Here is a 21,871-nt window from a genome sequence, read left to right on the forward strand (position 1 = left end):
CGCCCAAGAGCCTACGTGGTGGGCGACGTCGATCACACCCACAACATGTGCAGAAAAAATCCTCGGCGATGCCCACCGCGAGACGGGGTTGACAGGTGCGCTCAGCTCTACCGTGAGAGCTCCACAGGTCGAGGTTCTGCCATGGGCGTGGGCCAATGGAAAGAGCCGACAGCCGACCGTACCTACGGCTTCGCGGCCAGCGAGCACTTCACCACCCACGCGCACGAACTGCTCGCTGATTACGTCCGGGAACAAGCGGGCTTGCGCTAGCTCGAGTCACAGGTCCGCACCTCGGGCGCTCGAGTCGGCGAGGGGTTCGCGTATGCCACGCCATGAAACTCACTGTGGTGAAAGACCAGCGGCCGGTCGGATTCATGCAACGTCACCGAGTTGACCCGCAATGTAACGATGACGTGATCGCCTGCAGGTACCTCGTCGTCGACGCTGGTATCCAACCAAGTGGAGGAGCCGCCGATGAACACTGCCCCGTTCACGGCGGTCGTGATGGGCAATCCGGCGAACCGGTCACCTGACCGACTGGCGAGCGCCCGCGCGACGCCGGCCTGGTTCTCGCCGAGAACACTCACGCCGAGGGACGGTGCGGTACGCAGTGTCGGCCACGTCTGGGATGAGTGGGCGACGCACACGGCGACCAAGGGAGGCCGCAGGGACACCGGCACGAAGGTGCTCATCGCAATACCCGTCAGCTTTTCGTCGACCACGGCGCACACGCTGACCACTCCGCTGGGGAAGCGTCCGAACACGTCTCTCAGTGCGCGATCATCGATATCGGTCAGGGGTGTGGACATGGCAAGGCGCCTCCTGGGCTGCTCGTGGTCATGCCGCCGCGGTGCTGCTGACGGCGTGTGTCGTGGTCTCTGCGGGAATCAGACGCTCAAGTGCGGCGAAAATGGCGTAGAGCGTGCTGCCGATGACGACCGCGATAAGGCACACTCCCCACATCAAAGGAACCTGGAGTTGAGCCTGGGTGTGTTGTAAGAGGAAACCGAGTCCACTGAGCGAACCGACGTATTCCGTGGCGATGGCACCCACGATGGCGACTGCGGCGCCGAGTTTCAGCGACGTCATGAACATTGGGATTGCCGAAGGAACAAGCGCGGCGAAGATCTCCTGCCGTTTGGTGGCTTTCAACGTGTACAGCAGCTCAAGCACATTGCGTGGGCATGAGTCGAAACCTTCCATCAGGCTCACCAGGGTGAGCGGATAGGTCAAGAAGGCTGCCAGCACCACTTTGGGCGCGATGCCGAAGCCAAGCCACAGTGTCAAGATGGGGGCGATGGCTATCAGCGGGACCGCCTGCACTCCCAGCAGAATCGGGTACGAGACCTCCTCCAGCCGTTTGGAATACAGAAACGCAACGGAGGCGAGAATGGCTAGCAGGGTACCGACAAACATGCCTAGCCCCGCCTCGGCCAAGGTGGTCTTGGTGTTGTCCAGAATCAGCTCACCGTTGTCGACGATCGCCTGCACGACGTCCAGCGGTGCCGGAATGATGAACGGGTTCAGACCGAACAGACCGATGCTGATGTGCCAGCCTGCGATGAGTAGACATACGGCCAGGACTGGTGGCCACAACCTCGCGAGTGCCTTGTTGAAACGTCGCACGATTCCGCTGCCTTTCATCGCATTCCCTCTTTGGTAGCCGTCGACCACGGGGTCGCGACCGACTCGATCAGTACCAGGATCCCGAGCAGTGTCGACGTGAGCACAACGGCGGCGACGATTGCGGCCCACATCAGTTCGGGCCGATTGCTCGCGCCGGCGATCTGGACGAGGTACCCCAGGCCACTGGTCCCGGTGATCCATTCGGCCACGATGGTCTGAATGACACACGTCGACACCGATACGCGCAGGGCAGCAAACAGGTAGGGCAGCATCGCGTAGATCTGCACGATACGAATCCGCTGCCAGCGGCTGGCGTCAAGCGTGGTCAGAAGTTCCTCGCCCTCGGCATGTGATTCACCGAGTCCCTTTCGGACGTAGATGACCGTCGTGACGGTAGCTGCGAGCGCGGCGATGATGATCCGCGGTGTGGGGCCGTTGCCCAATGCGACGACCAGGACCGGGATCACGGCGATGAGAGGGGCGGTGCTCAGGACGATCGCCAACGGCAGGATCGCGCGGTCTGCGAATGGCAGATAGGCCAATACCACGGCGGTCCCGACGCCGACGGCGGTGCCGATGACCAGGCCGATCAACGACGCCGACAACGTCGCGGCAGCCTCGTGGGTGATGAGCTGGGCCTGCCGCGCGATGGTGGAGAAAACGGCCTGCGGAGAAGGCAGGATGTAGGTCTTGACAAGGCCCGAGGCGGTGGCGAGCTGCCACAGTGCAACGATGACAAACAGAGTCGCGCCGAACAATCCGACCCGACGGGCCGCCGGAGTCAGCCAGTTTCGACGATGCGGATCTGGCGGTGACAGCGACGAGGTGGCGGCGATTCCTGACGTGGTCACTGCAACGTTCCTTCGATCAGGCGATGACGCAGCAACGTCTCGATCTTGGAGAACTGCGGCTCGTCGCGAATGGTGGTGGCACGGCCTCGGCCGAAAGGAATTTGTTCGACGTGGCTGATAGTGCCCGGTCGCGACGACATCACGGCCACTGTGTCGGACAGGATGATCGCTTCGGAGATGGAGTGGGTAACCATGACGAGACTGGCGCCGGTCTCCTCGAGAAGACGAAGCACTTCAAAATTGAGCCGGTCGCGGGTCAGTTCATCCAGAGCGCCGAACGGCTCGTCCATCAGCAGTAGTCGCGGCCGAAGGGTCAGCGCCCGAGCGATCGCCGCGCGCTGATTCATACCACCGGAGAGTTCATGCGGGTAGGCGCGTTCGAAGCCGCGCAGACCGACAAGCTCGATGACCTCGTCGACGCGTTGTCTACGTTCTTCTTTGGGCACACCGGCAACCTCTAAACCCAGCCCGATGTTGTCATGCAGTCGCCGCCACGGCAGCATCGCCGCGTGCTGGGAGACCAGCGCGAAGATGCGGTCGGCGCGGGCCTGCGCGGGAGTACGCCCGGCGATCTCAGCGTGTCCACTCGTCGGAGTGACGATGTCGGCCAGCACCCGGAGCAGTGTGGATTTCCCGCACCCCGACGGACCGAGCAGAGACATCCAGGCTCCTGCCGGCAGCGCGAAACTGCAGTCCTGGATCGCCACCGTGGTCTGCCCACGCCGCCGGTACACCACCGACACGTCGTCGACGACGATGCCGGAGTCGGTTCCACTGCTCATCAAACTCTCCTCTTGCACTTGGGCTCGAACAAACTGCATCGATCGGTCAGATTCGTGGGGTGCCGGCATCGGTGGTCAGGTCATTCAGTAACGGTGCGACGTCCACGACGGTGGTGGTCATCCCGAAAGTGGCCATGTCATCGGAGGTTTGCGTCCAGACCGAGGGGTTCAGGGCCAGCAGTCCATGCGATTTGGTCCATTCCGTACGCAGGTAGGGGACCTGTTTGCCGGCCTGGTAGATCTGCTGGTTGAGGTCGAGCCCGGCGGCAAAAGCGTTGTCCACCATGTAATGCGCTGCGGCCGTGGGGTCTTGGATGAACGTGGCCCAGGCATCGGCGGTCGCCTTGACCCACTTGATGAGGTCGGAGCGGCGCTTCTCCAGAGTCTGCCGGGTGGTGACGTAGACATTGCCTTGAGCGGGCAGGCCGAGGTCGGCCAAAGAGATGAAACTGACCGGGACACCAGCAGCTTCGATGGCCTGACCGTCATAGATGGCGTAGGTCGCGAAGATGCAATCGACCTTCCCGGCAATGATCGGTGAGATATCGGCATTGCCGACGGGCACTACTGTGAAGTCGGAAGGCTCAAGCTTGCCCGTCTGCATGATCATTTTCAGGTAGGACTGCTCCTGGCTCTTCAGACCGAGCGTGTGGCCCTTCAGGTCGGCCACAGTGTTGATATTTGCGTCCTTGCGGCATGTCATCGCCGTCGGCGCCATTTGGAACTGAGTTGCTATCGCAACGAGGTTGGCGCCCTGTTCGTTCGCGTGGAGGACGTCGGGGGCGTCCATGACCCCGACGTCGATCTGGTGGGCCGTCAGCAGCGTTGACGGCGGAGTGTTGCCGCCGGGCTGGACGTCGACGTCAAGTCCGGCAGCGCGGTACAGGCCTTCCTTCGACGCATAGTAGGGCCCGTAATTCTCGACTGTGCCGACGAAGCCCAAGCCGACCACCAGATGCGATCCCTGGTTCTCGGCCGAACTTCCCGAACAAGCGGCGATGCCGGCACCGAGTGCCATCACTGCGGCTGCGGCGCCGATACGCCTGGCGAAGGTATGCAAGGACATCATGTCTCCTTGGTGAATCTCCGCGGCCAGGCGTGGAGATGATGGTGGAATTACGTTGTGGCAGTTCGTATCACAGCGACGTCGGGCGTGATACAAAGCCCGGCGCGTCGCGATGCCCGCTTGTCGAAGCCTTCGAGCTGCCGATGCAGTGACATCGGCGTGGTACACATCCGAGGGACTGGCCGATGTTATCGACAAGTCAGACATGTGGCAAGTCTTACATTCGGTTCTCGCACGGGCCCTGCGTCACTTCCCATGACCGAAGGGTGGCGTGAGCGGTATTCATCGCCGCCTTTGAGCCGTCGAAACCGGCAGACGAAAGGCTGAGTCCGCCCAGATAGCGGCTCGAATTGCGGTGCTACTCCAGGCGTTCTCCGGAGCACCGGCGGCCCTGCCAGAAATGCGAGGCACGGAACTCCGGGCTTGTATCGACGGCGTTTGGGGTCTAGCGTCGTCGACATCACATGTCAGACAAGTCGTCTGTCGGTGACTGAGTGAAGGAGCACGAAGTAGTCATGGCCAGTATCAGTTCGTTCGGCATCATGCATCAGCAGTGGGCCTCGTCGTCGATGTCGGATGCCGAGTCGATGGAACAGACCATCGCCGACATCGAGTTGGCCGATCGCCTCGGATTCGACTCGTTCATGTTGGGCGAGCACCACTTTCCCAAGGGGACCTTCCCCGGTCGAATCGCCTTCCCCGAGTTGGTCATGGCGTTCGCGGCAGCACGAACCTCGCAGATCAAACTAGGTACCGGGGTGAAGGTGATCGCCGTTGACAAGGCCTGGCGCATCGTCGAATCGATGCTGACGCTGGACCTGTTGGCCGGAGGACGGACATTCTTCGGGCTGGGCGCCGGTGGCGACGAACCCGAGATCTTCCTTCCCGACGTCTATACCTCCGAACAGCGGCGAGCGCGCTTCCGGGAAGCCATGGCCGAACTGATCACCCTGCTCAAGACACAGGGGTTGTCGGCATTCAGCAACAAACTCGGCCCCACCGATGTGGATTCGAGGTCGTTCCTGCCACGTTTACTAGTCGCCGCCCGCGACGAAGCCACCATTCGGTTCGCCGCTCAGAACGACCTGAACTTCGTCATGGGCCAGGCGGAAGTCCCGGCCGCGCAGGGACCGTACATCAAGACCTACCGCGACGCCGGCGGTACCGGCGAGACTCGGGCCGTGCGCATCATCATCATCGCTCCGACCAATGAGCAAGCGGTCAGCCGGGCGGCGCGCAGCCATGCCGTCTACGCGGAGGGCGAGGATCGCTACTACTTCGAGGCGGTGCAGAAGGGCATCTTCGAAACCGAGACCCCCACCTCGCTCGATGACGCGCTGTATCGACGCAGCTTTGTCGTGGGAAGTCCGGAAAGTGTTGCTGCGCAGCTCCGCTCGTACCAACGGCTGGTTGCCGTCGACCGCCTCGACATGATGGTTCACATGCCCGAGCTGACACCGGCCGAGGTTCGCGAGTCCATCCGACTCTTCGCCAGCGATGTCGCCCCGCAACTTCCGGAAGCCGGGACAGCTATGGCGGGTGGCGCCCTCGACGCTGCCGTTCAGGGAGCGTGACGTGAGCCTGACAACACAGCGGCAGACTGCAACCGACAAGGCCTCGGCGCAGGCGTTGAGTTACCCGACGTCTGCGGTGGTGGGCGCCACGGACATCGGCAAGATGGCGCTGTTCTTCGGTGCCTTGGGGATGCGGCCGCGCCCGATGGGCTCGATCGGGACGGACGTTGCGAGCGCCCTGTACGGACTCGATCACCCGGTCCGGCAGGTCGAAATGATCACTGCCGGTTCGGACCGCACTGTGCGGATCGTCGAAACTCCGCACCAGGCACTGCCTTTCACGCCGTTGACCGGGGGCCCGTACGGGCTGGATTTCTTCTCCAACGACGTCGACACCACGATGGCGCTCGTGACCGCGGCCGGTGGGCACAACGCCACCGAGTTCGTCAATTTCGGGCTTGAGCCCTCCATGCACCCGGAGGCGGCGACGACCCCGACGAGCTGTGAAAACCTGCTGCAGGGGCCTGACGAGCTCGGCATGTACATCACCGATGTCACCCGCACGGACAACCCGCGACCGAGCCTGCTCGATCGCGACCCCGAACTCATGACCTCTGAGCTCATCGAAATCTGCTGGGTGGTCGCTGATTTGGAGCGTGAGCGCAACTTCTGGGAGCAGGAAGTCGGTGTCGACGTGGTCTTCGAGTGCTACGCCGAGAACGAGGGCATGGTAAAGCTGATGCGCCACCCGCATCCGACCCTGCTTCGCTGTATCAACGTCTCCGACGATGAAGCGCACACCAGGATCGAATTCATGTCCTACCCCGATGAGACGATCAGCACGCCGCCGAATTGGCCGCTACGCGGTGGATTGTTCGCATCTCTGTTCTGGGTCGACGACATCGCCGCGTCGATGGCTCGTCTGCCCAGCGCCGAATTCGGGACGGTCGTCACCTTCACCGATCCCAACGACGGCCCCGTCACCGCGGTATCCGCGGCGTCCCCGACGGGTGTCCGGTTCGAAATCCGAAGCCGGCGAACCGGCGACTAGATCAGTCAGTTCGACGCGGTGCGGCGCGCCGCTCCCCGGCCACTGTGGCCCGGTGCGCCGCAACCGCGGTCAATTCCTGGCGGCACCGATGGTGACGCCGATCAGCGGAGGTAATGGTGTCGTTTGCCTCAACGGGCCGACAAACTCAGACAGCGCGCGTAACGGTACTGCTCGGAATCGTCTTGCTCGCGTGCAATTTGCGTGTCGCAGTGACATCGATCGGCCCAGTTCTTGGTGACATCACCGCGGATCTGGGCTTCACCCCGACCGCCGCCGGCATCCTGACGAGCCTGCCGGTGATCGCCTTTTCCGCCTTCGGCGCCATGGCGCCTCGGATCTGCGCTGCGTTGGGCCTACATCGAGCCACCCTCGCCGCGGTGCTGGTCTCCGCCACGGCGCTGGCCTGCCGTCCGCTGGCGACCGAAGCAGTGGTCTTTTTCGCGCTGACAGCGCTCGCCCTGGCCGGTATCGCGGTCGCGAATGTCGTGATGCCGTCGCTGGTGAAAACACATTTCCCAGAGAACATTGCTCTGGTCACCGCCGTGTACACCACGGCGCTCGCCCTGGGGATGACACTGGCGACAAGTGTGACCGTACCAGTTGCCGAGGCGCTCGGTTCCTGGCGCTGGGGCCTGGCGACGTGGGCGCTCACCATGGCAGCGACGATCGTGCCGTGGGCGCTTCTGGCCCGCCGCGACAGGACGAACGACGAGGCCAGGGCTCGCAATCCGCATATCAGCCTGCGCGACGTCGCGAAGACGCGTGTCGGCTGGCTGCTGGCAACGGCGTTCGCGCTGCAGTCGGCGATTGCGTACTCGGTCTTCGGTTGGTTCCCCCATGTGTACCAGGACGTGGGTTTCTCGCCCGCCGTCGCCGGTTTCCTCGTCGGCGCCATCACCGCCGTGGGTATTCCGGTCTCGTTCGTCATCCCATGGCTGGCCGACCGGTTGCGCGGGTACGGGGTCCTGGCGTGCGTTCTCGTCTTCTGTTATTTAGTTGGTTTCCTCGGTCTCGCCGTGGCCCCGACCAGCGGGGCATGGCTGTGGGCCGTCGCCATCGGTACCGGCCAAGCCACCTTCCCCATGATTCTCACCCTCATCGCCCTGCGCGCGCGTACCAGCGCCGGAACTGCCGCGCTGTCGGGGTTCGCCCAGCCGGTCGGCTACCTACTGGCTTCACCTGCGCCCATCTTGATCGGAATGCTCTACGGCGCAACCGGAGTCTGGACGGTGCCACTGATCGTGATGATGGCCCTCGCCCTACTGCTGCTGGTGTTCTGCGTAATGGCGAGCAGACCCGCGTGGGTGGAAGACGACGTACCTAACGCGGTCACTCGGGCCGAGGCGCCGCAACGCGCAGACCTGTCAACGAATCCCGCTAACCAATGAGGTCAAGGCAATGCTGAAACCAATTCTCAACGCTCCGTCGTGCACAGTCATCGGGTCGACTGACCCCGAACGGCTTGTCGCATTCCTGTCCGTCTTCGGTGGCCAGCCGCGTAGGGTGCCATCGCTGCCTGCGGCCACCGCACATGCGCTCTATGGCGTCGAGCAACCGTTGCGCCAATTCATCATCGACGAACCCGGTTTCGACGGCGCGATACGGATCGTCGAAACCCCACACCCAGCACCGAAGTTCACCCCCCTACAGGCCGGACCGTACGGGATCGACTACTACACGCGGGACATCGAGCTCAGCACCGGCATGCTCAAGTCCATCGGTGCACAACACTTCTCACCGCTTGTCGGCTACACCGGGACACCATCTCCGGAAGGCCCGCAGATCACCGGCCACGTCACTCACGAGCTGCTGTTGATCGGGCCCGACGAGCTGGCGATTTTCCTCACCGATGTCAACTCCACGAGTCGGCCCTGGCCGACAGCCCTGAACGACGAACGGCGACGCACACATTCCGAGCTCCTTCAGGCGTGCTGGGTGGTCACGGATATGGAACTCGACAAAGCCTTCTGGGTGGAAGAGGCCGGGTTGCACTGCGTACTGGACGAGATACCCGAGGTCGACGAGATGCAGCGATTGATGTTCACACCCGGTAACTCGCCGCTGCGCTGCGTCCACGTGACCGAAGGCATCGGCGGGCACAAGATCGAGATGATGAGCTATCCGGAGGAATCGGTGGGACGACGCCCAGACTGGCCTCTCCGAGGTGGCCTGCACGCCAGCGTATTCCGCGTTGGTGACCTCGATGCGGCATGCGAGAAGCTGCCGAGCGCGCAGTTCGGCCCGGTTGCTCGCGCCGACCTGGGCAGCGGCATGCAACGAGCAGTCTCGGCTACCTCACCAGGCTCAGGTGTGCGTTTCGAATTGTGGGAAGCACCAGAACGAATCGAGCCGACTGCGACTCATGAACGAGGAGGTTCGTCATGACCTATCCCGATCTCGTGGCTGCCGGCGACACCATTCACTCGGCAGTTGAACGGCTCGCTCACGGCGGCATGATCGTGGTGGCCGACGATTCCCACAGAGAAAACGAAGGCGACCTGGTCTGCGCCGCCGAATTGATGACACCACCGCAGATGGAGTTCATCCTGCGCCATGGCAGCGGCATCGTTTGCACACCGATGAGCGGGCAGCGCGCCGATGACCTCGGTCTGCCTGCGATGGTGCCCCGCAACTGCGACGCGCATCAGACGGCATTCACACTGAGCGTCGACCATCGTGACGTCGGAACGGGCATTTCGGCGATGGACCGCACGATCACTGTGCGGGCGCTCGGAAGCCGCGCGACTCTGGCCGAACAACTGCGGCGGCCGGGTCACGTCTTTCCGCTGCGGGCGCGGCCCGGCGGAGTACTGGAACGGGCCGGGCACACCGAGGCAGCTCACGAACTGGTAGAGATGGCGGGGCTGAACGGCGTCGCGGCCATCACCGAACTCGTCGACATTCGTCACCGCTCGCCGCTGACAGGTGATGAGTCTTGTGGTTTCGCCAAAGAACACCGCCTGCCTTTCGTCCGCATCAGCGACCTCATCGCCCATAAAGCTGCCGCCACCCCACGGGTCGTGTGCACGGGCAGCGCCAAAATTCCGACACCATACGGTGAATTCAACGCACACTGCTATGCGACGCCGGACGGGCGAGAGCACATTGCGTTGACCACCGGTGACCTCACGGCCGCACAAAAACACGGCAATGGCGGCGCGTTGGCTCGGGTGCACAGCGAATGTGCCACCGGTGACATCTTCGAATCGCAACGATGCGACTGTGGCCCGCAGCTCAAGCACGCTTTGCAGGCTGTCTGCATCGAGGGCGCCGGTGTGGTGGTCTATCTACGCGGCCAAGAGGGGCGGGGGATCGGCCTGGGACCCAAACTACAGGCGTATCGACTCCAAGAACACGGCTACGACACGGTCGAGGCAAATCTCGAACTCGGGCTTCCCGCAGACGCGCGCAGCTACGGTGTGGCCGCGGCGATCCTCAAAGACCTTGGTGTTCAGCGGATCCGGCTGATGACCAACAATCCGCGCAAGTCCGCCGCGTTGGATCAGTACGGGGTCGAGGTTGTCGGACGTCTGCCCATACCGCCCACGGTAACCGCTGCGAACGCGGGCTATCTCGCCGCCAAGCGTGACCGGCTCGGCCACCTCATCGATCTCCCTGCGGGTCTTGTGATGGTTTCCGAAACATGCGTCAGCAGCCGAACTGCCGTGCAGGATCTCCACCCAGAAGCCCCCGTCACGAAGGGACATGTGCACCATGACACCCATTGACAACCACTCTGATTCGTCGGTGGATCCATCTTCGGCTTCAGCGGGGACCAGCCCGGATGAGAAGGCGGTACTGGATGCCGTCGACCGTATCGTGCGGGCGTTCGGCAACAACGACACTGCCACGTACTTCGAATTATTCAGCGAGAATGCCAGTTTCGTGTTTCACAACCATGATCGTCGCCTGGAATCAACAGAGGAGTACCGGCAGCTCTGGCACGCCTGGGAACGCGACGATGGGTTCCATGTGCTCGACTGTCTTTCGACCGACCGTCGCGTCGACCTCTACGGAGATACGGCGGTCTTCTCGCATGTCGTACTCACCACGGTGAGATCCACTCGGGACGGTGAGCTCACAACAGCGCAGAGCACCGAACGCGAAACCATTGTGCTGATGCGATCCGGTGCGGACTGGATCGCCGTCCATGAGCACTTGTCATCGACGTGATGAACCCGCGGTGATCGCACACGGCTGAGGCAGACCGATTCAGCGTGACGTCAGCGACCGCACCATCGCGTACTTTCCGGCCGCGGGGCGGTGCAGTTCGCTACCCCAGTATGCGGTGGCGCCGTCGCGGGTCACACCTGTCACGTCGAACTCGAGTACCGCTTCCCCCGGGGTGCCGTGCAGTAGCGGTGCGCGGACCTCATCCAGCGATGCCGCAGCCAGCCAGACTGTCTCCCATTCTGCACGTCTGTTGCCCAACTGTTCTGAGAGCTCGAAGATCGACGTCCTTGCGTCCACGAGGGTCCGTGACAGGCCGTCGATTCGAACCGGGATGACGTCTTCGGCGAGGATCATCGCGGTGTCATCGGCATACCACACCTTAGTCGTCCGCAGCACTCCGTGAGAGTCGTTGACGTGGAAGCGTTTCCGCTCATCGGCGGTGGCATCACCCCACCGCATCGTCAACAGTTCGACCCGTGACGTCATGCCCAACGCGTCGATGATCGTCGCGTTCGAAGCCTTTTCGTCGATGCGGACCGGAATGTCCAGCAGGGCGCGGTTGACGGCCGTCTCAGTGCCCTGGCGGCGAGTAATGTACCCGCGTTCTTCCAGCCTGACCAGGGCCTCGCGCAACGCCGGTCGGCTTGCGGTCAGCGCTGAGGCGAGCACCGGTTCGGCAGGCAGCTTTCCGTCGGTCGCCGCCGCGGCCTCCCAGACGCGCTCCAACCGGCCCAGCAGTGACCCCGACTCCTCGAAGTCGTCGCGGTCGGGTCCGGTGCTCGCCATGGACGGGTGCCCTTTCAGGTGGACGGTGTCGACGTTCACACGTGGCGCGAACTCAACATGTCAGACATCTTACGAGATTTTGTTCAGATGCGCCGCGCGCATGGCAGATCGACTGCACGCGCCTGGCTCGGTCGGATTGATCGGATCCTTCGTGGATCCAGCGGTCGCGTCTCACGTCCTGCGGGTTGTCATACAAGTGCGCCCGGCCCGACGGGGCACACGACGCGTTCCCGGTAGAATGCTGTCCGTGGCAGAACGTGCGTCGTCGACGTCGCTGATCCAGCGCTTGGAGCAAGTGTGGCGCTCCGCGGCGAAGAACGGTGCTGCGTGGCCCGGCGAGCCCGTCCTCGCCGAGAGTCTCACCGCGAGCCGGCCCGCGTTACGCGAAGCGCTGATTCGACTCGAAGAGCGCGGCTACATCACCCGCCGTCAAGGCGCCGACACTGTGGTGAACCGGGCGTTGCTCGATGTGGGCGGCAGAATCGACGAGAAGGTCGACATCGCCGACATCATCGCTTCGACCGGCCGGGAAGCCAACGTCGATCTTCTTGAATTCAAGTGGGATGTCGCCGACCTCGACGAGGCGGAGGAGTTTGGCTTGGTGCCCGAACAGGAGGTCTTGCGGACGAAGAAAGTGTGGTCGGCCGACGGCCTGCCGGTGGTAGTCGCCTGCGATGTCATCCCGGTACGTGCTGGGGCGGCGCCCAAACGCACAGTCGATGCTCGCCGACCCGTTTTCGAGATCGCGTCTGTCCTCGGGAACCAACCCGCCGAGTGGGAGATGGTCAAGCTGGGAATTGCCACGCTCGGTGATGATGCGAAGATCATGCAGGGCGTGCCCGACGAGCCCTTCCTTTCTTTCAACGTGGTGGGGATCAGCAGAACAGCAGATCCGGCGTACTGGGCCAGCGAGCGGCACCGCCCCGGGGTACTCCCCTACTCGATGGTCCGGACTCTGGGTCGCCGCTGACCGCACCTCCGTAACTGACTCGCCGACAATTCCGGTGGAGGCCTGGCGGAAGCAGTCAGACCTGCCTGTACTCCCTCGGCGCTATCGTTGAGAGCGGGTGCCGACGCCACTGCGGTCCAGTGAGGAGAACTGGTGGATCTCGGACTGTCCGGCAAGGCATTCGTGGTGACCGGTGGAACTGAAGGCTTGGGCTTCGCGAGTGCGCGTGAACTCGTTCGCGAAGGTGCCGTCGTCACCGTCTCTTCGCGCTCAGAGGCCAAAGTCGAGGACGCGGTAAGCCGACTCAACGCCGATTCACCCGGTGCGGTCGACGGCCTGGCCGCCGACAACTCTGAGCCGCGCTCGGCTGAGCACATTGTCGCCACCGCCGTAGCGCGATGGGGACGGCTCGACGGCCTGGTGATCAGCGTAGGCGGTCCGCCACATGCCACGGTGCTCGGTGCGAGCGATGAGGATTGGGAAAGTTCCTTCCGCTCAGTATTTCTCGGTACGGTTCGGTTGATCCGCGTCGCTATAAGCGCGATGTCCAATGGCGGTGCGGTAGTACTCGTCCTATCAACCTCCGCCAAATCCCCCCTGCCCAATCTGGGAATCTCGAACGGGCTGCGGCCCGGACTCGCCATGGCAGCCAAGGACATTGCCGATGAGATCGGTCCACGCGGTATCCGCGTTGTGAGCGTGCTCCCAGGCTTGTTCAATACCGCTCGAGGAGCCGGCGCGGCACATCGGCAGTTCGACCATATCCCGCTCAGGCGTATAGGGAGCCCCGCCGAGTTCGGGCGCACGGTCGCGTTTCTGGCATCACCTGCGGCGTCTTACATCACCGGTTGCACCATCGCGGTCGACGGCGGGGCGTTACGCGCTCTTTGACCGCGTCTGTAGCGATGGGCGGAATATACGGATGCCTACCTCGAGCTGCAAAAAGTCGTCGAGGCAACCACTTAGCTGCCGTGGTCTACGGGCCCGCCACCTCCGCTGGGCGGCGCAGGCACAGGTGGCGACGGATCGGACGTCGGGGTGCCCCCGATGAAGTCGTCCCAGTGCCGACGAACCGGCGCCCAACGCCGGTCGAAGGCAGCGGCGCGGCGTTGGGCATGTGCCAGCTTCTTCGAGTCGTAGCGCCAGCGCGCCCACGGTGAGGTCGGTCGGGCCAGGCGCACGGCGGCCACCCAGGCGACCGGTGAGACGAACAAGCCGACCAGGGCGGTCGGGTACTTGCCCTTCAAGGCGGTGACGGCGACCACCAGGAAATGAACCGCGAGCAGCACGACCGCGGCGATCCGCACCGCGGTGACCGCTCCGGGAACGTCGTGCACCTTGACCGGCGACACCCCGACCGCTGCCAGACCGATGCATGCCGCCGCCAGGGTGACGATGTTCACCGACAGCTGGCCTTCCTGCGACCAGTACACGTCCTGCAGCCGGAAGATCATCGCGAATTCGTCGAGCACGAGGGACGCTCCGACGCCGATCAGCACACCCGCCACATACGTCCACACCGATAGCGGCGGCGAGCCGACGCCCATGAACGCCCCGAGAATGAGCAACAGCACCCCCGGCGTCGAATGATGCATGTGCACGCCACCGGTGCTGACGTTGTGGAAGGGGCCCTTGCCCGCACGGATCAGCCGGGTGATGGTGCGGGTCGCCACGAAGGTGACCACAAACGCCACGAAGCTCAGCAGCAGCGGACCTTTGTACCCATGGACGATCTCGTGCTGCCACCACTCGTTGAGCCACACCATTCCCAGATAGTAGGGATCAGCGCGTGACCTGCGGCTCGTGCCCTACTCTCCGCGAGCGGGCGCCGTCTGCAGCGTCGGGCCGGCCGCCGCCAGCAGAGCCGCGCGGTCCCGATCCAGCGGCGGGTAGATGCGTTGGGTGTTGATGACGCGCTTGGTGGCCTTGGCCTGCTCACCGTCAGCCACCACGTGCCGATCCCACCCTTCGGTATAGACGGCACCGGCCGGCCCGAGATCGAGAACCGTGACGTACCAAGGGATTCGAAGGGACAGCAGCGGCGCACCGCACAGGTCGCTGATCACGTTATAGCCCGCGTACCGGCCCATCGGGCGCGAGTGTTGGCACGACATCACCGACAGGTGTTCGTCATCCATGCGAGCCGCAGCGACGTCGCCTGCGGCAAACACCCCCGGCACGCCGATCACCCGCAGACAGTCGTCGACCGGTACCCGACCCAACCGGTCGCGCTCGACGCCGAGTTGCGCGGTCAACGGGTTGGCCCGCATGCCCGCGCACCACACGACGGTAGCCGCGGGCAGCGTGTGTCCTGAGGACAGGGTTATGCCCGAACCGTCGACGGAAGCCACCCGGACCCCCGTCATCGGCTCTATCCCATTGTCCGCCAACGCTTTCTCGATGACCGGTCGCGCAGAGTCACCCATGTTCGATCCGACGTAGGGGTTGTGGTCGATCAGCACCACACGCGGTCTGACGGCATCGCCGAAGACCCCCCTCATCATGTCCGGCAGTTCGCAGGCGGTCTCGATTCCCGTCAGACCGGCCCCGACGACCACCGCCGTCGTTGCCGTTGGGTCGGCGGTGCGACCGGCCAGGGTTCGGAGATGATCCTGCAGCCGCTGGGCTGCGTGGTAGGTGTCGACGTCAAACCCGAACTCCGACAAGCCGGGGATATCTGGGCGGATCACCTCGCTGCCCACCGCGAGCACCAACCGCTCGAAGCCGTATGTCGTGCCGTCGGCCAGGGACACGATACGTGCCGCCGCGTCGATGCCCGTCACATCACCCACGACGTGCTGGACTCCGGCCGGGTCGAGCACGTCGCCCAGCGGTATGCGGCAGGCACTGATGTCGGCTTCGTAGTTGCGGACCCTGATGTCGTGAAACGGTTGCGAGCTGATCACCACAACGTCGACGGCGTCAGGAGACACTCCCAGCTCGTCGAGGCGCCGGGCGGCACCCAGAGCCGCCCACAAACCTGCGAAACCGGATCCGAGGACAAGCACGCGATCGGTCACCGAATCCATGATTCCAAGAGCATGCTCCAGGGGGACGGTTTTGCCGTGGCCACCTAGCGGCGGGAGGCATCAGCGTGTTTTCGGCCCGGTCGGCACGTTAATGTGCTGTGGTCGGCCTCAGCGAACAAGCCGATAGAAGAGTTGAGCACATTCATGACCGCAGCAGAGACGTCGGCACTCGAATCACGGGTTGGCCACTACTACCAGGCGGACGACACGTACCGAGTCGGCCGCGAAAAGGTACGCGAGTACGCCCGTGCCGTGCAGGACTACCACCCCGCACATTGGAACGTCTCCGCTGCCGCTGAACTGGGCTATTCCGGGCTGGTCGCACCGCTGACGTTCACCTCGACCCCCGCCATGGCGGCCAACCGCCGCATGTTCGAATCGGTGGTCGTCGGTTACGACACCTACCTGCAGACCGAAGAGGTCTTCGAACAGCACCGCCCGATCGTCGCCGGAGATGAGCTGCAAGTCGACGTCGAGCTGACATCGGTGAGGCGAGTCGCCGGCCGGGACTTGATCACCGTGACCAACACCTTCACAGACACCGCGGGCGAGCGGGTGCACACGCTGCACACCACGGTGGTCGGTGTCACGGCCGACGACATCAATCCGGGGACGATGGCGGCCGTGCAGAACGCGATGATGCACGACGTGGACTTCTCCGGTATCGGCGCGTCCGACGCCGACTATCAGAAGACCGTGCGTCCTGAGGGCAAGGTACGCATCGCCAAGCCCGACGCGCGTCCACCGGGGACGCCCTCCTTCGATGACCTGAACGTCGGCGACGAGTTGAGCGCGCACCACTACCGGCTCTCCCGCGGCGACCTGGTGAACTACGCGGGCGTCGCCGGCGACGCCAACCCGATCCACTGGGACGAGGAGATCGCCAAGCTCGCCGGCCTGCCCGACGTGATCGCCCACGGAATGCTGACCATGGGCCTGGGCGCCGGATTTGTCTCCGCCTGGTCGGGAGACCCCGGCGCGGTGACCCGCTACGCGGTGCGGCTGTCGCAGCCGGCGATCGTCTCGGCCAAAGAAGGGGCCGAGATCGAGTTCAGCGGCCGCATCAAGTCACTAGACCCGCAGACCCGCACCGGCGTGGTCATCGTCGCCGCGAAATCCGGTGGCCGCAAGATCTTCGGTCTGGCGACGATGGACGTGCGCTTCCGCTGATCGTCATCTCGCGAGATCCCACTGGCCGAAATCGGGCGCCAGAACATCGTCCACGTCGACGTGTATGCCGTCGATGACGAAACCCGGGTCGGATGCGGTAACGACTTCCCTCTGGAAGAGCACGGCAGCCGGTTCACGCTCGCCCTGCGACCACGCCTTCGTCTGCCAGGCCCACCGATAGCCTGGGCTGCTCGAGGATCCGATGACACCGTCGGCGATGGCCCAGCCGCATTGGCGGCGTCCACCGTAGATGCCGGTGCGTGACACGCCGAGAACCGAGTTGATACCTCGAAACCATTGCACTGCTGTGGATTTCCATGTGGCAGCGTCGATGTCCTCGTCGACACTGAAGAAGATGGGCGCCGACGCCGGGCCGCCGGCTGCGGTGTGCAGCCCCACCGCCGTCTGGGCATCGGCCGCACCTCCGTTGTAGCCGCGGGTGAAGTCCGACGGCGTCGGCCACCCGGGCTTGCCGAACTGGTAGCAGCTGACGACCTGCATTCCCGCCGCACGCAGGCGGTCGGCATAGTCGCGGGTGACGGGCTTGAAGTCAAACGTGGCTCCCGGCCGCAATTCGGATACATAGACCAGGGCTCCGCCGAAGCCGGCGGACTTGATCTGCTCAGGCTGGACCAGCCGGTCGGCGAAATCGACCAGTTGCAGGCCGTCGGCGGATGCTCGCGGTGTTTCGAGTGTCGCGGCCAAGGCGCCGGGAACGGCCAGCGCCGGCGCAAGCAGCGCCGCTCGTTTGAGGACTTCGCGCCGTGAAGCAGTTTGCGTCACGCACGCCAGCGTATCCGACCGTGACGGCCGCACCCCGTCCGTCGGTGCAACCCGGAGCCGGAGCCGACAGACAATGACCACCACATCGCGGGCTCGGACGCCAGGATGACGGCGCGTCGACCGAACCGAACGTCGCCGACTATTTGACAAGGCAGGCAGCAGCAACACATCGCGCTGTAACTGGCTCTGCCGCCGTCGGCGCCTCAAGTGTTTTCGTTCGCGACAATCGGACGCGAGACCGCCTGCGCGTCTTGGAAATTGGAGTAGTCGACTACGCATTCGATCCGGTCGGGCCGATGGCTACCTTGGCACCCAGATCAGATCCGCCGTGGGAGGAGACCACCCGTGACTACCTCATCCATGGAGAGCGAGTCCTACGCTCCCCTCTCCCCGTTCACCGAGATGTTCGACTTCGCCGAGCAGAGCGAAGCGTTCGGTGCTGCCGCAGAGAATACGGAATCATCAAGCAGTGCAGGTGGGTTCGAGTTCTTCACTGAATTGGAAAGCCCGTTCCGCTCCGCCTACGACGAAGTCGGTTCGGAGAGCTCCGATATCCACCGGGAGGCATACGACGAGGCTGTCTCGAGCCTGTACGAGAGCGAATTCTCAGAGGCGCTCTACGAGCTCGCGGCCGAAGCATCGTCGAGCATGTCCGAGCAGATCGGCGAGGCCTCCGCGAACGAAGCCGAACGCTACCTCGAGAACTACATGACACCGGTGGCACGCGAAGCAGAGAGCTTTTTGGAGCGCTACGCCGAACAGTATGCCCAACACGACATCTCACAGATCACCGAGCAAGAACTGGATCGCCTCTTCGAGACCATCCAGCCCAGCTTCGAACACCTCACACCCGGTGTCGAGAACTTCCTCGGGGGACTCTGGAAAAAGGCAAAGGCGGTCGCCGGAGGAGCAATCCGATTGGCCAAGAAGGGAATTGCCGCCGTCGGAAAGGTCATCCCCCTCGGCTTCATCCTCAAGGGGCTCAAGAAGATCGTCCGGCCCCTGCTGAAGCGAGTACTCGATCTCGCACTGAGCCGACTGCCCGTATCGCTGCGCCCGGCCGCGAGGAAAGTCGCGACCAAACTGTTCGGCGTCGGCGAGACCGAGGGCGAACTCGAGAGCTACTTCGGTGGCTCCGGCGAACAGGAAGCCGTCAGCACCGAACTCCAAGCACTCGCACACACCGACGTCGACTCCATCCAACACGAGATCGACGCCAAGCTGGTCGGCGAACTCTTCGCCGAATCCAGCGAGAACTCAGAAGCCTGGATGTCCGGCGAGTCCGCTACCGCAGAATCCGAAACCGACCACCGGCTGGCCGAGCTCGACGCCGCCCGTGAGCGGTTCATCAACGAGATCTCCCAGGCCACCAACGAGGCTTCCATAAACGCGGCCATGGAGAACTTCATTCCGGCCATCATCGCGGCGCTGCGCCTCGGCATCTCGATCATCGGGCGCGACCGCGTCGTCGGATTCCTCGCCAAATACCTTGCCACGCTGGTACGCCCGTATATCGGCCCCACGATCGCGACCCAATTGTCACAGGCCATCGTCTCGACCGGCATGAGCATGATCGGGCTCGAAGTTCCCGGCAACCAAACCCAATTGGCCGCTGAAGCCGTCGCGTCGGCGGTGGAAGGCACTGTTCAGCGGCTCACCGAACTCGAATCCGACACTTTCGAGGACCAGCACCTGCTGGAAGCGGTGGTGCAAGAAGCATTCGCCGAGGCGGCGTCAGAATCGTTCCCCTCCAATGTGATTCGTGAGCAGTACCAAGAGGTATCCACGAGGCTGCGGCATCGCGGAACGTGGATTCTGCGTCCACGCAACGGACGTAAGCGCTACCGCTTCTATTCACGGCCGCTGGACGTGACGGTGACGCACCAGCTGGCCAAATCGGTGACGGGCTTCGGCGGAATTCACCTGGGCACCTTCCTGAAATCGCGGTACGGCGTCACCGGGCCCGTCGCGTGCAAGGCGTATCTGTTCGAGGCGATGGTCGGGACGAAACTCTCCACGATCGCACGCCTCGAGACCCATGTACCCGGCCTCGGCCCCACCCACCCGCGGGGCTGGCGCCTGTTCATACCGCTGACGCGGCACAATGCGACCGCGCTGTTCGGCGAGCCCGGCCTCGGTCGCGATGTGCCCAACCACTACCTGCATTCGCACCGCCGCATCGCAGTCCGGCAGCGGTTCGTCGTGCTCGTACCCCAGCGGACACCCACCACGGCACATCCGACGAGCCCGGGTACAACGGCGCATCCGGTACAGATGCGTGGTCACGCGAGCCAGGTGAACATCACGCTGGACTTCCCGACATCCACTGCGCGCCTGTGCATTCACCTCGATGAGAGCGACGCGCAGGCGGTGGCCGCCTCGATCCGCCGCGGCGAATCGGTGACACCGGCATTGATCCTGCTCAGGCGTGTCTACGTGGCCGGGGTCAAGAGCGTTCTTTCGGGAAATGCTTCCCGCCACGTCAAGATCGTCCACGAAGTGGCTTCGGAGGAGCAGTTCGTCGGTGGTGCGCTCAGTGCTATCGGGGCGAAGATCCTCGAGAAGCTGGCGGACAAGGTCATCGAGTGGATCGGTACGGCCGTCTCCGAGTACCTTCAGCGCCGCAGACAAGAGTTCCTCACCGCGGCGGACAAGCCGGCCCAAGGGGTCACCATCGTCGTCGCCATCCGCCACGCGGGCGCGATGAAACTGCTCGACGATGCACTGCGCGGCAAGGGCCTGGGATCTATCACGGCGGTGGCACGGGCCATCCTGGGTTCACCCGAAGTCACCGTGCGTTCGGTAGCGGGCTTCCAGTCATGATCAGCCAGCAGGACTCCATCGTCTTTGAGCTCAGAGGCGAGATCGCACATTGGCAGACCGCGATGGTCGGCCTCAGCGACCTGGAGAACTTCGCCGCCACCAGCGCTTGGCAAGCCCTGGAACGGTACGTAGGCGTGGCGCTGCGCCGCCACCTGACCAGCCTCATCGGGGCTACCCAGCTCGAACTCGACGCTCTGCAAACCGATCTGCGCGCAGCGTCCACAGTTGACGACCTTCGCCGCTGCCACGCCCGAGTCACGCGCTTCCGTCGTCGCTTTCTGCAACTCGAGACCGTGCTGAGTTTCTACGGCAACGCTGTCCGTTCCCGAACGAGTGCGGCACTCGGCGAGCTCTTGCGGGCCTTCGACTTTCTCGCGGCACAGAGCATGCGGACCGCGTTACGTCCGCTCCGCCTCGAGACACCGCCGGTACTCGTCTATCTCGACAATGGATTGGGCGCGTCGATTCTGCGCGCAGGCTGGCGGGCGTGGGAAGGCGGATCACCGTCGCCGGCCGCAGCGATCAAACTCACCCGGTTCAACATGATGCGTCCGACCTCGATGCTGCACGAAGCCGGCCACCAGGTCGCACACCTGACCGGATGGAACGACGAACTGACCACCGCTTTGCGGCGGGGTATCGCCGATCCGATCGTGGCCGAGATGTGGTCAGGCTGGGCGACGGAACTCGGCCCGGACCTTCTCGCGTTCGCGCACAGCGGATTCGGTGCGGTGGCTGCTCTGCACGATGTCGTCAACGATGTGCAGCGGGTGTTCTCGCTGCCGCTCGGAGATCCACATCCGATCGCATACCTGCGGGTGCTGGTGGGTGTCGAGATGTGCAGACGCTTCTACGGCACGGGCCCCTGGGACACGCTCGCACAGGCATGGCAGGGCGCCTACCCGCTCGCGGCCGCACCAGCCGCGGTTCGACCGTTGATCGAACGCAGCATCGAGTCGCTGCCGCGGATCGTCGAAATCGGCCTGCGGACACCGATGCGGGCCTTCGCCGGGAAGGCCCTGTGCGATGTCGTCGACCCGGGTCGGGTGTCACCGGCCGCACTCGCCGAGCTGGAGCGCACTGCCGGAACCGCGCTGACCATCTCGAGTCATTACCTGCAGTCCGAGGGACTGCGACTGTTGGCACTCGCGTCCTACAACGTGGCGGCCAAACCGGAAAGTGCCGCCACGACGGCACGCGATTTCGAGACCTGGATGCGCCGGCTGGGAACCCTCACCGACGCGGCACAAGTAGCGTGAAAGGGATTG

The 21,871-nt window shown here is 63.9% G+C and carries 21 protein-coding genes; 12 read left to right on the plus strand and 9 right to left on the minus strand.

The window, feature by feature from the left end; all coding sequences use genetic code 11:
• Nucleotides 1-141 precede the first annotated feature (141 nt).
• Nucleotides 142-270 carry a hypothetical protein gene (locus tag A5784_RS39740; protein ID WP_286159449.1) on the plus strand — a complete coding sequence of 43 codons (129 nt, stop codon included), beginning with the start codon at nucleotides 142-144 and terminating at the stop codon, nucleotides 268-270.
• Here the strand turns inward: A5784_RS39740 and A5784_RS30815 are convergent.
• Genes A5784_RS30815 through A5784_RS30835 form a run of 5 tightly spaced genes read right to left on the minus strand, consistent with a single transcriptional unit; the run spans nucleotide 267 to nucleotide 4,319 of the window.
• Nucleotides 267-809 carry a flavin reductase family protein gene (locus A5784_RS30815; RefSeq protein ID WP_064948655.1) on the minus strand — a complete coding sequence of 181 codons (543 nt, stop codon included), beginning with the start codon at nucleotides 807-809 and terminating at the stop codon, nucleotides 267-269. The two genes, A5784_RS39740 and A5784_RS30815, sit on opposite strands and share 4 nt — an antisense overlap.
• 28 nt (nucleotides 810-837) lie before the next feature.
• Entirely contained in the window at nucleotides 838-1,674 is an 837-nt protein-coding gene (locus A5784_RS30820) for an ABC transporter permease (RefSeq protein WP_156750874.1), read from the minus strand.
• Nucleotides 1,641-2,477, minus strand: coding sequence for an ABC transporter permease (locus A5784_RS30825; RefSeq protein WP_064948657.1), 837 nt, complete (start codon nucleotides 2,475-2,477; stop codon nucleotides 1,641-1,643). The genes A5784_RS30820 and A5784_RS30825 overlap by 34 nt, the downstream gene beginning before the upstream one ends.
• Nucleotides 2,474-3,259: an ABC transporter ATP-binding protein gene (locus A5784_RS30830; protein ID WP_064948658.1), complete on the minus strand. Its 786-nt coding sequence runs from the start codon at nucleotides 3,257-3,259 to the stop codon at nucleotides 2,474-2,476. The genes A5784_RS30825 and A5784_RS30830 overlap by 4 nt, the downstream gene beginning before the upstream one ends.
• Before the next feature lie 46 nt (nucleotides 3,260-3,305).
• The gene (locus A5784_RS30835) at nucleotides 3,306-4,319 is read right to left on the minus strand and encodes an ABC transporter substrate-binding protein (RefSeq protein WP_197514931.1); all 1,014 of its coding nucleotides are present in this window, start codon (nucleotides 4,317-4,319) and stop codon (nucleotides 3,306-3,308) included.
• Between the two features lie 521 nt (nucleotides 4,320-4,840).
• On the opposite strand from A5784_RS30835, the gene A5784_RS30840 reads away from it, so the two are divergent.
• From A5784_RS30840 to A5784_RS30865, 6 genes are all read left to right on the plus strand, one after another.
• The gene (locus A5784_RS30840; RefSeq protein WP_064948660.1) at nucleotides 4,841-5,899 is read left to right on the plus strand and encodes an LLM class flavin-dependent oxidoreductase; all 1,059 of its coding nucleotides are present in this window, start codon (nucleotides 4,841-4,843) and stop codon (nucleotides 5,897-5,899) included.
• A 1-nt stretch (nucleotide 5,900) separates the two neighbouring features.
• Nucleotides 5,901-6,890, plus strand: a complete 990-nt coding sequence (locus A5784_RS30845) for a VOC family protein (protein ID WP_156750875.1) — start codon at nucleotides 5,901-5,903, stop codon at nucleotides 6,888-6,890.
• A gap of 209 nt (nucleotides 6,891-7,099) precedes the next feature.
• The gene (locus A5784_RS30850) at nucleotides 7,100-8,278 is read left to right on the plus strand and encodes an MFS transporter (protein WP_197514932.1); all 1,179 of its coding nucleotides are present in this window, start codon (nucleotides 7,100-7,102) and stop codon (nucleotides 8,276-8,278) included.
• Nucleotides 8,279-8,288: 10 nt separating this feature from the next.
• Entirely contained in the window at nucleotides 8,289-9,275 is a 987-nt protein-coding gene (locus A5784_RS30855) for a VOC family protein (protein WP_064948663.1), read from the plus strand.
• Entirely contained in the window at nucleotides 9,272-10,618 is a 1,347-nt protein-coding gene (locus tag A5784_RS30860; RefSeq protein WP_064948664.1) for a bifunctional 3,4-dihydroxy-2-butanone-4-phosphate synthase/GTP cyclohydrolase II, read from the plus strand. Before A5784_RS30855 ends, A5784_RS30860 begins: the two co-directional genes overlap by 4 nt.
• On the plus strand, nucleotides 10,605-11,063 hold the full coding sequence (locus A5784_RS30865; RefSeq protein WP_082945184.1) for a YybH family protein: 459 nt from the start codon (nucleotides 10,605-10,607) through the stop codon (nucleotides 11,061-11,063). The genes A5784_RS30860 and A5784_RS30865 overlap by 14 nt, the downstream gene beginning before the upstream one ends.
• Nucleotides 11,064-11,102: 39 nt before the next feature.
• On the opposite strand, the gene A5784_RS30870 is transcribed toward A5784_RS30865, so the two are convergent.
• A complete protein-coding gene (locus tag A5784_RS30870) occupies nucleotides 11,103-11,849 on the minus strand; it encodes a GntR family transcriptional regulator (protein WP_082945185.1) in 747 nt (248 codons plus the stop codon).
• A gap of 247 nt (nucleotides 11,850-12,096) precedes the next feature.
• Between A5784_RS30870 and A5784_RS30875 the strand changes: the two genes are divergently transcribed.
• Together A5784_RS30875 and A5784_RS30880 are read left to right on the plus strand one after the other, a co-directional pair.
• A complete protein-coding gene (locus tag A5784_RS30875) occupies nucleotides 12,097-12,819 on the plus strand; it encodes a GntR family transcriptional regulator (protein WP_197514933.1) in 723 nt (240 codons plus the stop codon).
• 132 nt (nucleotides 12,820-12,951) lie between these two features.
• Nucleotides 12,952-13,689 (plus strand): SDR family oxidoreductase, encoded by a 738-nt coding sequence (locus A5784_RS30880; RefSeq protein WP_064948668.1) that lies wholly within the window; start codon nucleotides 12,952-12,954, stop codon nucleotides 13,687-13,689.
• A 71-nt stretch (nucleotides 13,690-13,760) separates the two neighbouring features.
• Here the strand turns inward: A5784_RS30880 and A5784_RS30885 are convergent, their stop codons facing one another.
• Nucleotides 13,761-14,564 (minus strand): hypothetical protein, encoded by an 804-nt coding sequence (locus A5784_RS30885; protein ID WP_064948669.1) that lies wholly within the window; start codon nucleotides 14,562-14,564, stop codon nucleotides 13,761-13,763.
• Nucleotides 14,565-14,606: 42 nt separating this feature from the next.
• Nucleotides 14,607-15,827 carry an NAD(P)/FAD-dependent oxidoreductase gene (locus tag A5784_RS30890; protein WP_064948670.1) on the minus strand — a complete coding sequence of 407 codons (1,221 nt, stop codon included), beginning with the start codon at nucleotides 15,825-15,827 and terminating at the stop codon, nucleotides 14,607-14,609.
• 144 nt (nucleotides 15,828-15,971) lie between these two features.
• Between A5784_RS30890 and A5784_RS30895 the strand changes: the two genes are divergently transcribed.
• Nucleotides 15,972-16,997 (plus strand): fused (3R)-hydroxyacyl-ACP dehydratase subunits HadA/HadB, encoded by a 1,026-nt coding sequence (locus tag A5784_RS30895; RefSeq protein ID WP_064948744.1) that lies wholly within the window; start codon nucleotides 15,972-15,974, stop codon nucleotides 16,995-16,997.
• A 3-nt stretch (nucleotides 16,998-17,000) separates the two neighbouring features.
• Here the strand turns inward: A5784_RS30895 and A5784_RS30900 are convergent, their stop codons facing one another.
• Complete coding sequence (locus tag A5784_RS30900) at nucleotides 17,001-17,780, minus strand: DUF1906 domain-containing protein (protein ID WP_082945201.1); 780 nt, start codon at nucleotides 17,778-17,780, stop codon at nucleotides 17,001-17,003.
• 345 nt (nucleotides 17,781-18,125) lie between these two features.
• Here A5784_RS30900 and A5784_RS30905 point away from each other — a divergent pair, with 345 nt between their 5' ends.
• Nucleotides 18,126-20,603, plus strand: coding sequence for a hypothetical protein (locus tag A5784_RS30905; RefSeq protein ID WP_156750876.1), 2,478 nt, complete (start codon nucleotides 18,126-18,128; stop codon nucleotides 20,601-20,603).
• Nucleotides 20,600-21,862, plus strand: a complete 1,263-nt coding sequence (locus A5784_RS30910) for a hypothetical protein (RefSeq protein ID WP_064948672.1) — start codon at nucleotides 20,600-20,602, stop codon at nucleotides 21,860-21,862. Before A5784_RS30905 ends, A5784_RS30910 begins: the two co-directional genes overlap by 4 nt.
• Nucleotides 21,863-21,871: the final 9 nt, after the last annotated feature.

Source organism: Mycobacterium sp. 852013-50091_SCH5140682 (assembly GCF_001665685.1).
In the GTDB taxonomy this organism is placed as follows: domain Bacteria; phylum Actinomycetota; class Actinomycetes; order Mycobacteriales; family Mycobacteriaceae; genus Mycobacterium.

Bases quoted from the DNA above. Each gene is read 5' to 3' on its own strand.
- A5784_RS39740 (WP_286159449.1), top strand. From the start codon at position 142: ATGGGCGTGGGCCAATGGAAAGAGCCGACAGCCGACCGTACCTACGGC.
- A5784_RS30815 (WP_064948655.1), bottom strand. From the start codon at position 809: ATGTCCACACCCCTGACCGATATCGATGATCGCGCACTGAGAGACGTG.
- A5784_RS30830 (WP_064948658.1), bottom strand. From the start codon at position 3,259: ATGAGCAGTGGAACCGACTCCGGCATCGTCGTCGACGACGTGTCGGTG.
- A5784_RS30840 (WP_064948660.1), top strand. From the start codon at position 4,841: ATGGCCAGTATCAGTTCGTTCGGCATCATGCATCAGCAGTGGGCCTCG.
- A5784_RS30855 (WP_064948663.1), top strand. From the start codon at position 8,289: ATGCTGAAACCAATTCTCAACGCTCCGTCGTGCACAGTCATCGGGTCG.
- A5784_RS30860 (WP_064948664.1), top strand. From the start codon at position 9,272: ATGACCTATCCCGATCTCGTGGCTGCCGGCGACACCATTCACTCGGCA.
- A5784_RS30865 (WP_082945184.1), top strand. From the start codon at position 10,605: ATGACACCCATTGACAACCACTCTGATTCGTCGGTGGATCCATCTTCG.
- A5784_RS30870 (WP_082945185.1), bottom strand. From the start codon at position 11,849: ATGGCGAGCACCGGACCCGACCGCGACGACTTCGAGGAGTCGGGGTCA.
- A5784_RS30885 (WP_064948669.1), bottom strand. From the start codon at position 14,564: ATGGTGTGGCTCAACGAGTGGTGGCAGCACGAGATCGTCCATGGGTAC.
- A5784_RS30890 (WP_064948670.1), bottom strand. From the start codon at position 15,827: ATGGATTCGGTGACCGATCGCGTGCTTGTCCTCGGATCCGGTTTCGCA.
- A5784_RS30895 (WP_064948744.1), top strand. From the start codon at position 15,972: ATGACCGCAGCAGAGACGTCGGCACTCGAATCACGGGTTGGCCACTAC.
- A5784_RS30910 (WP_064948672.1), top strand. From the start codon at position 20,600: ATGATCAGCCAGCAGGACTCCATCGTCTTTGAGCTCAGAGGCGAGATC.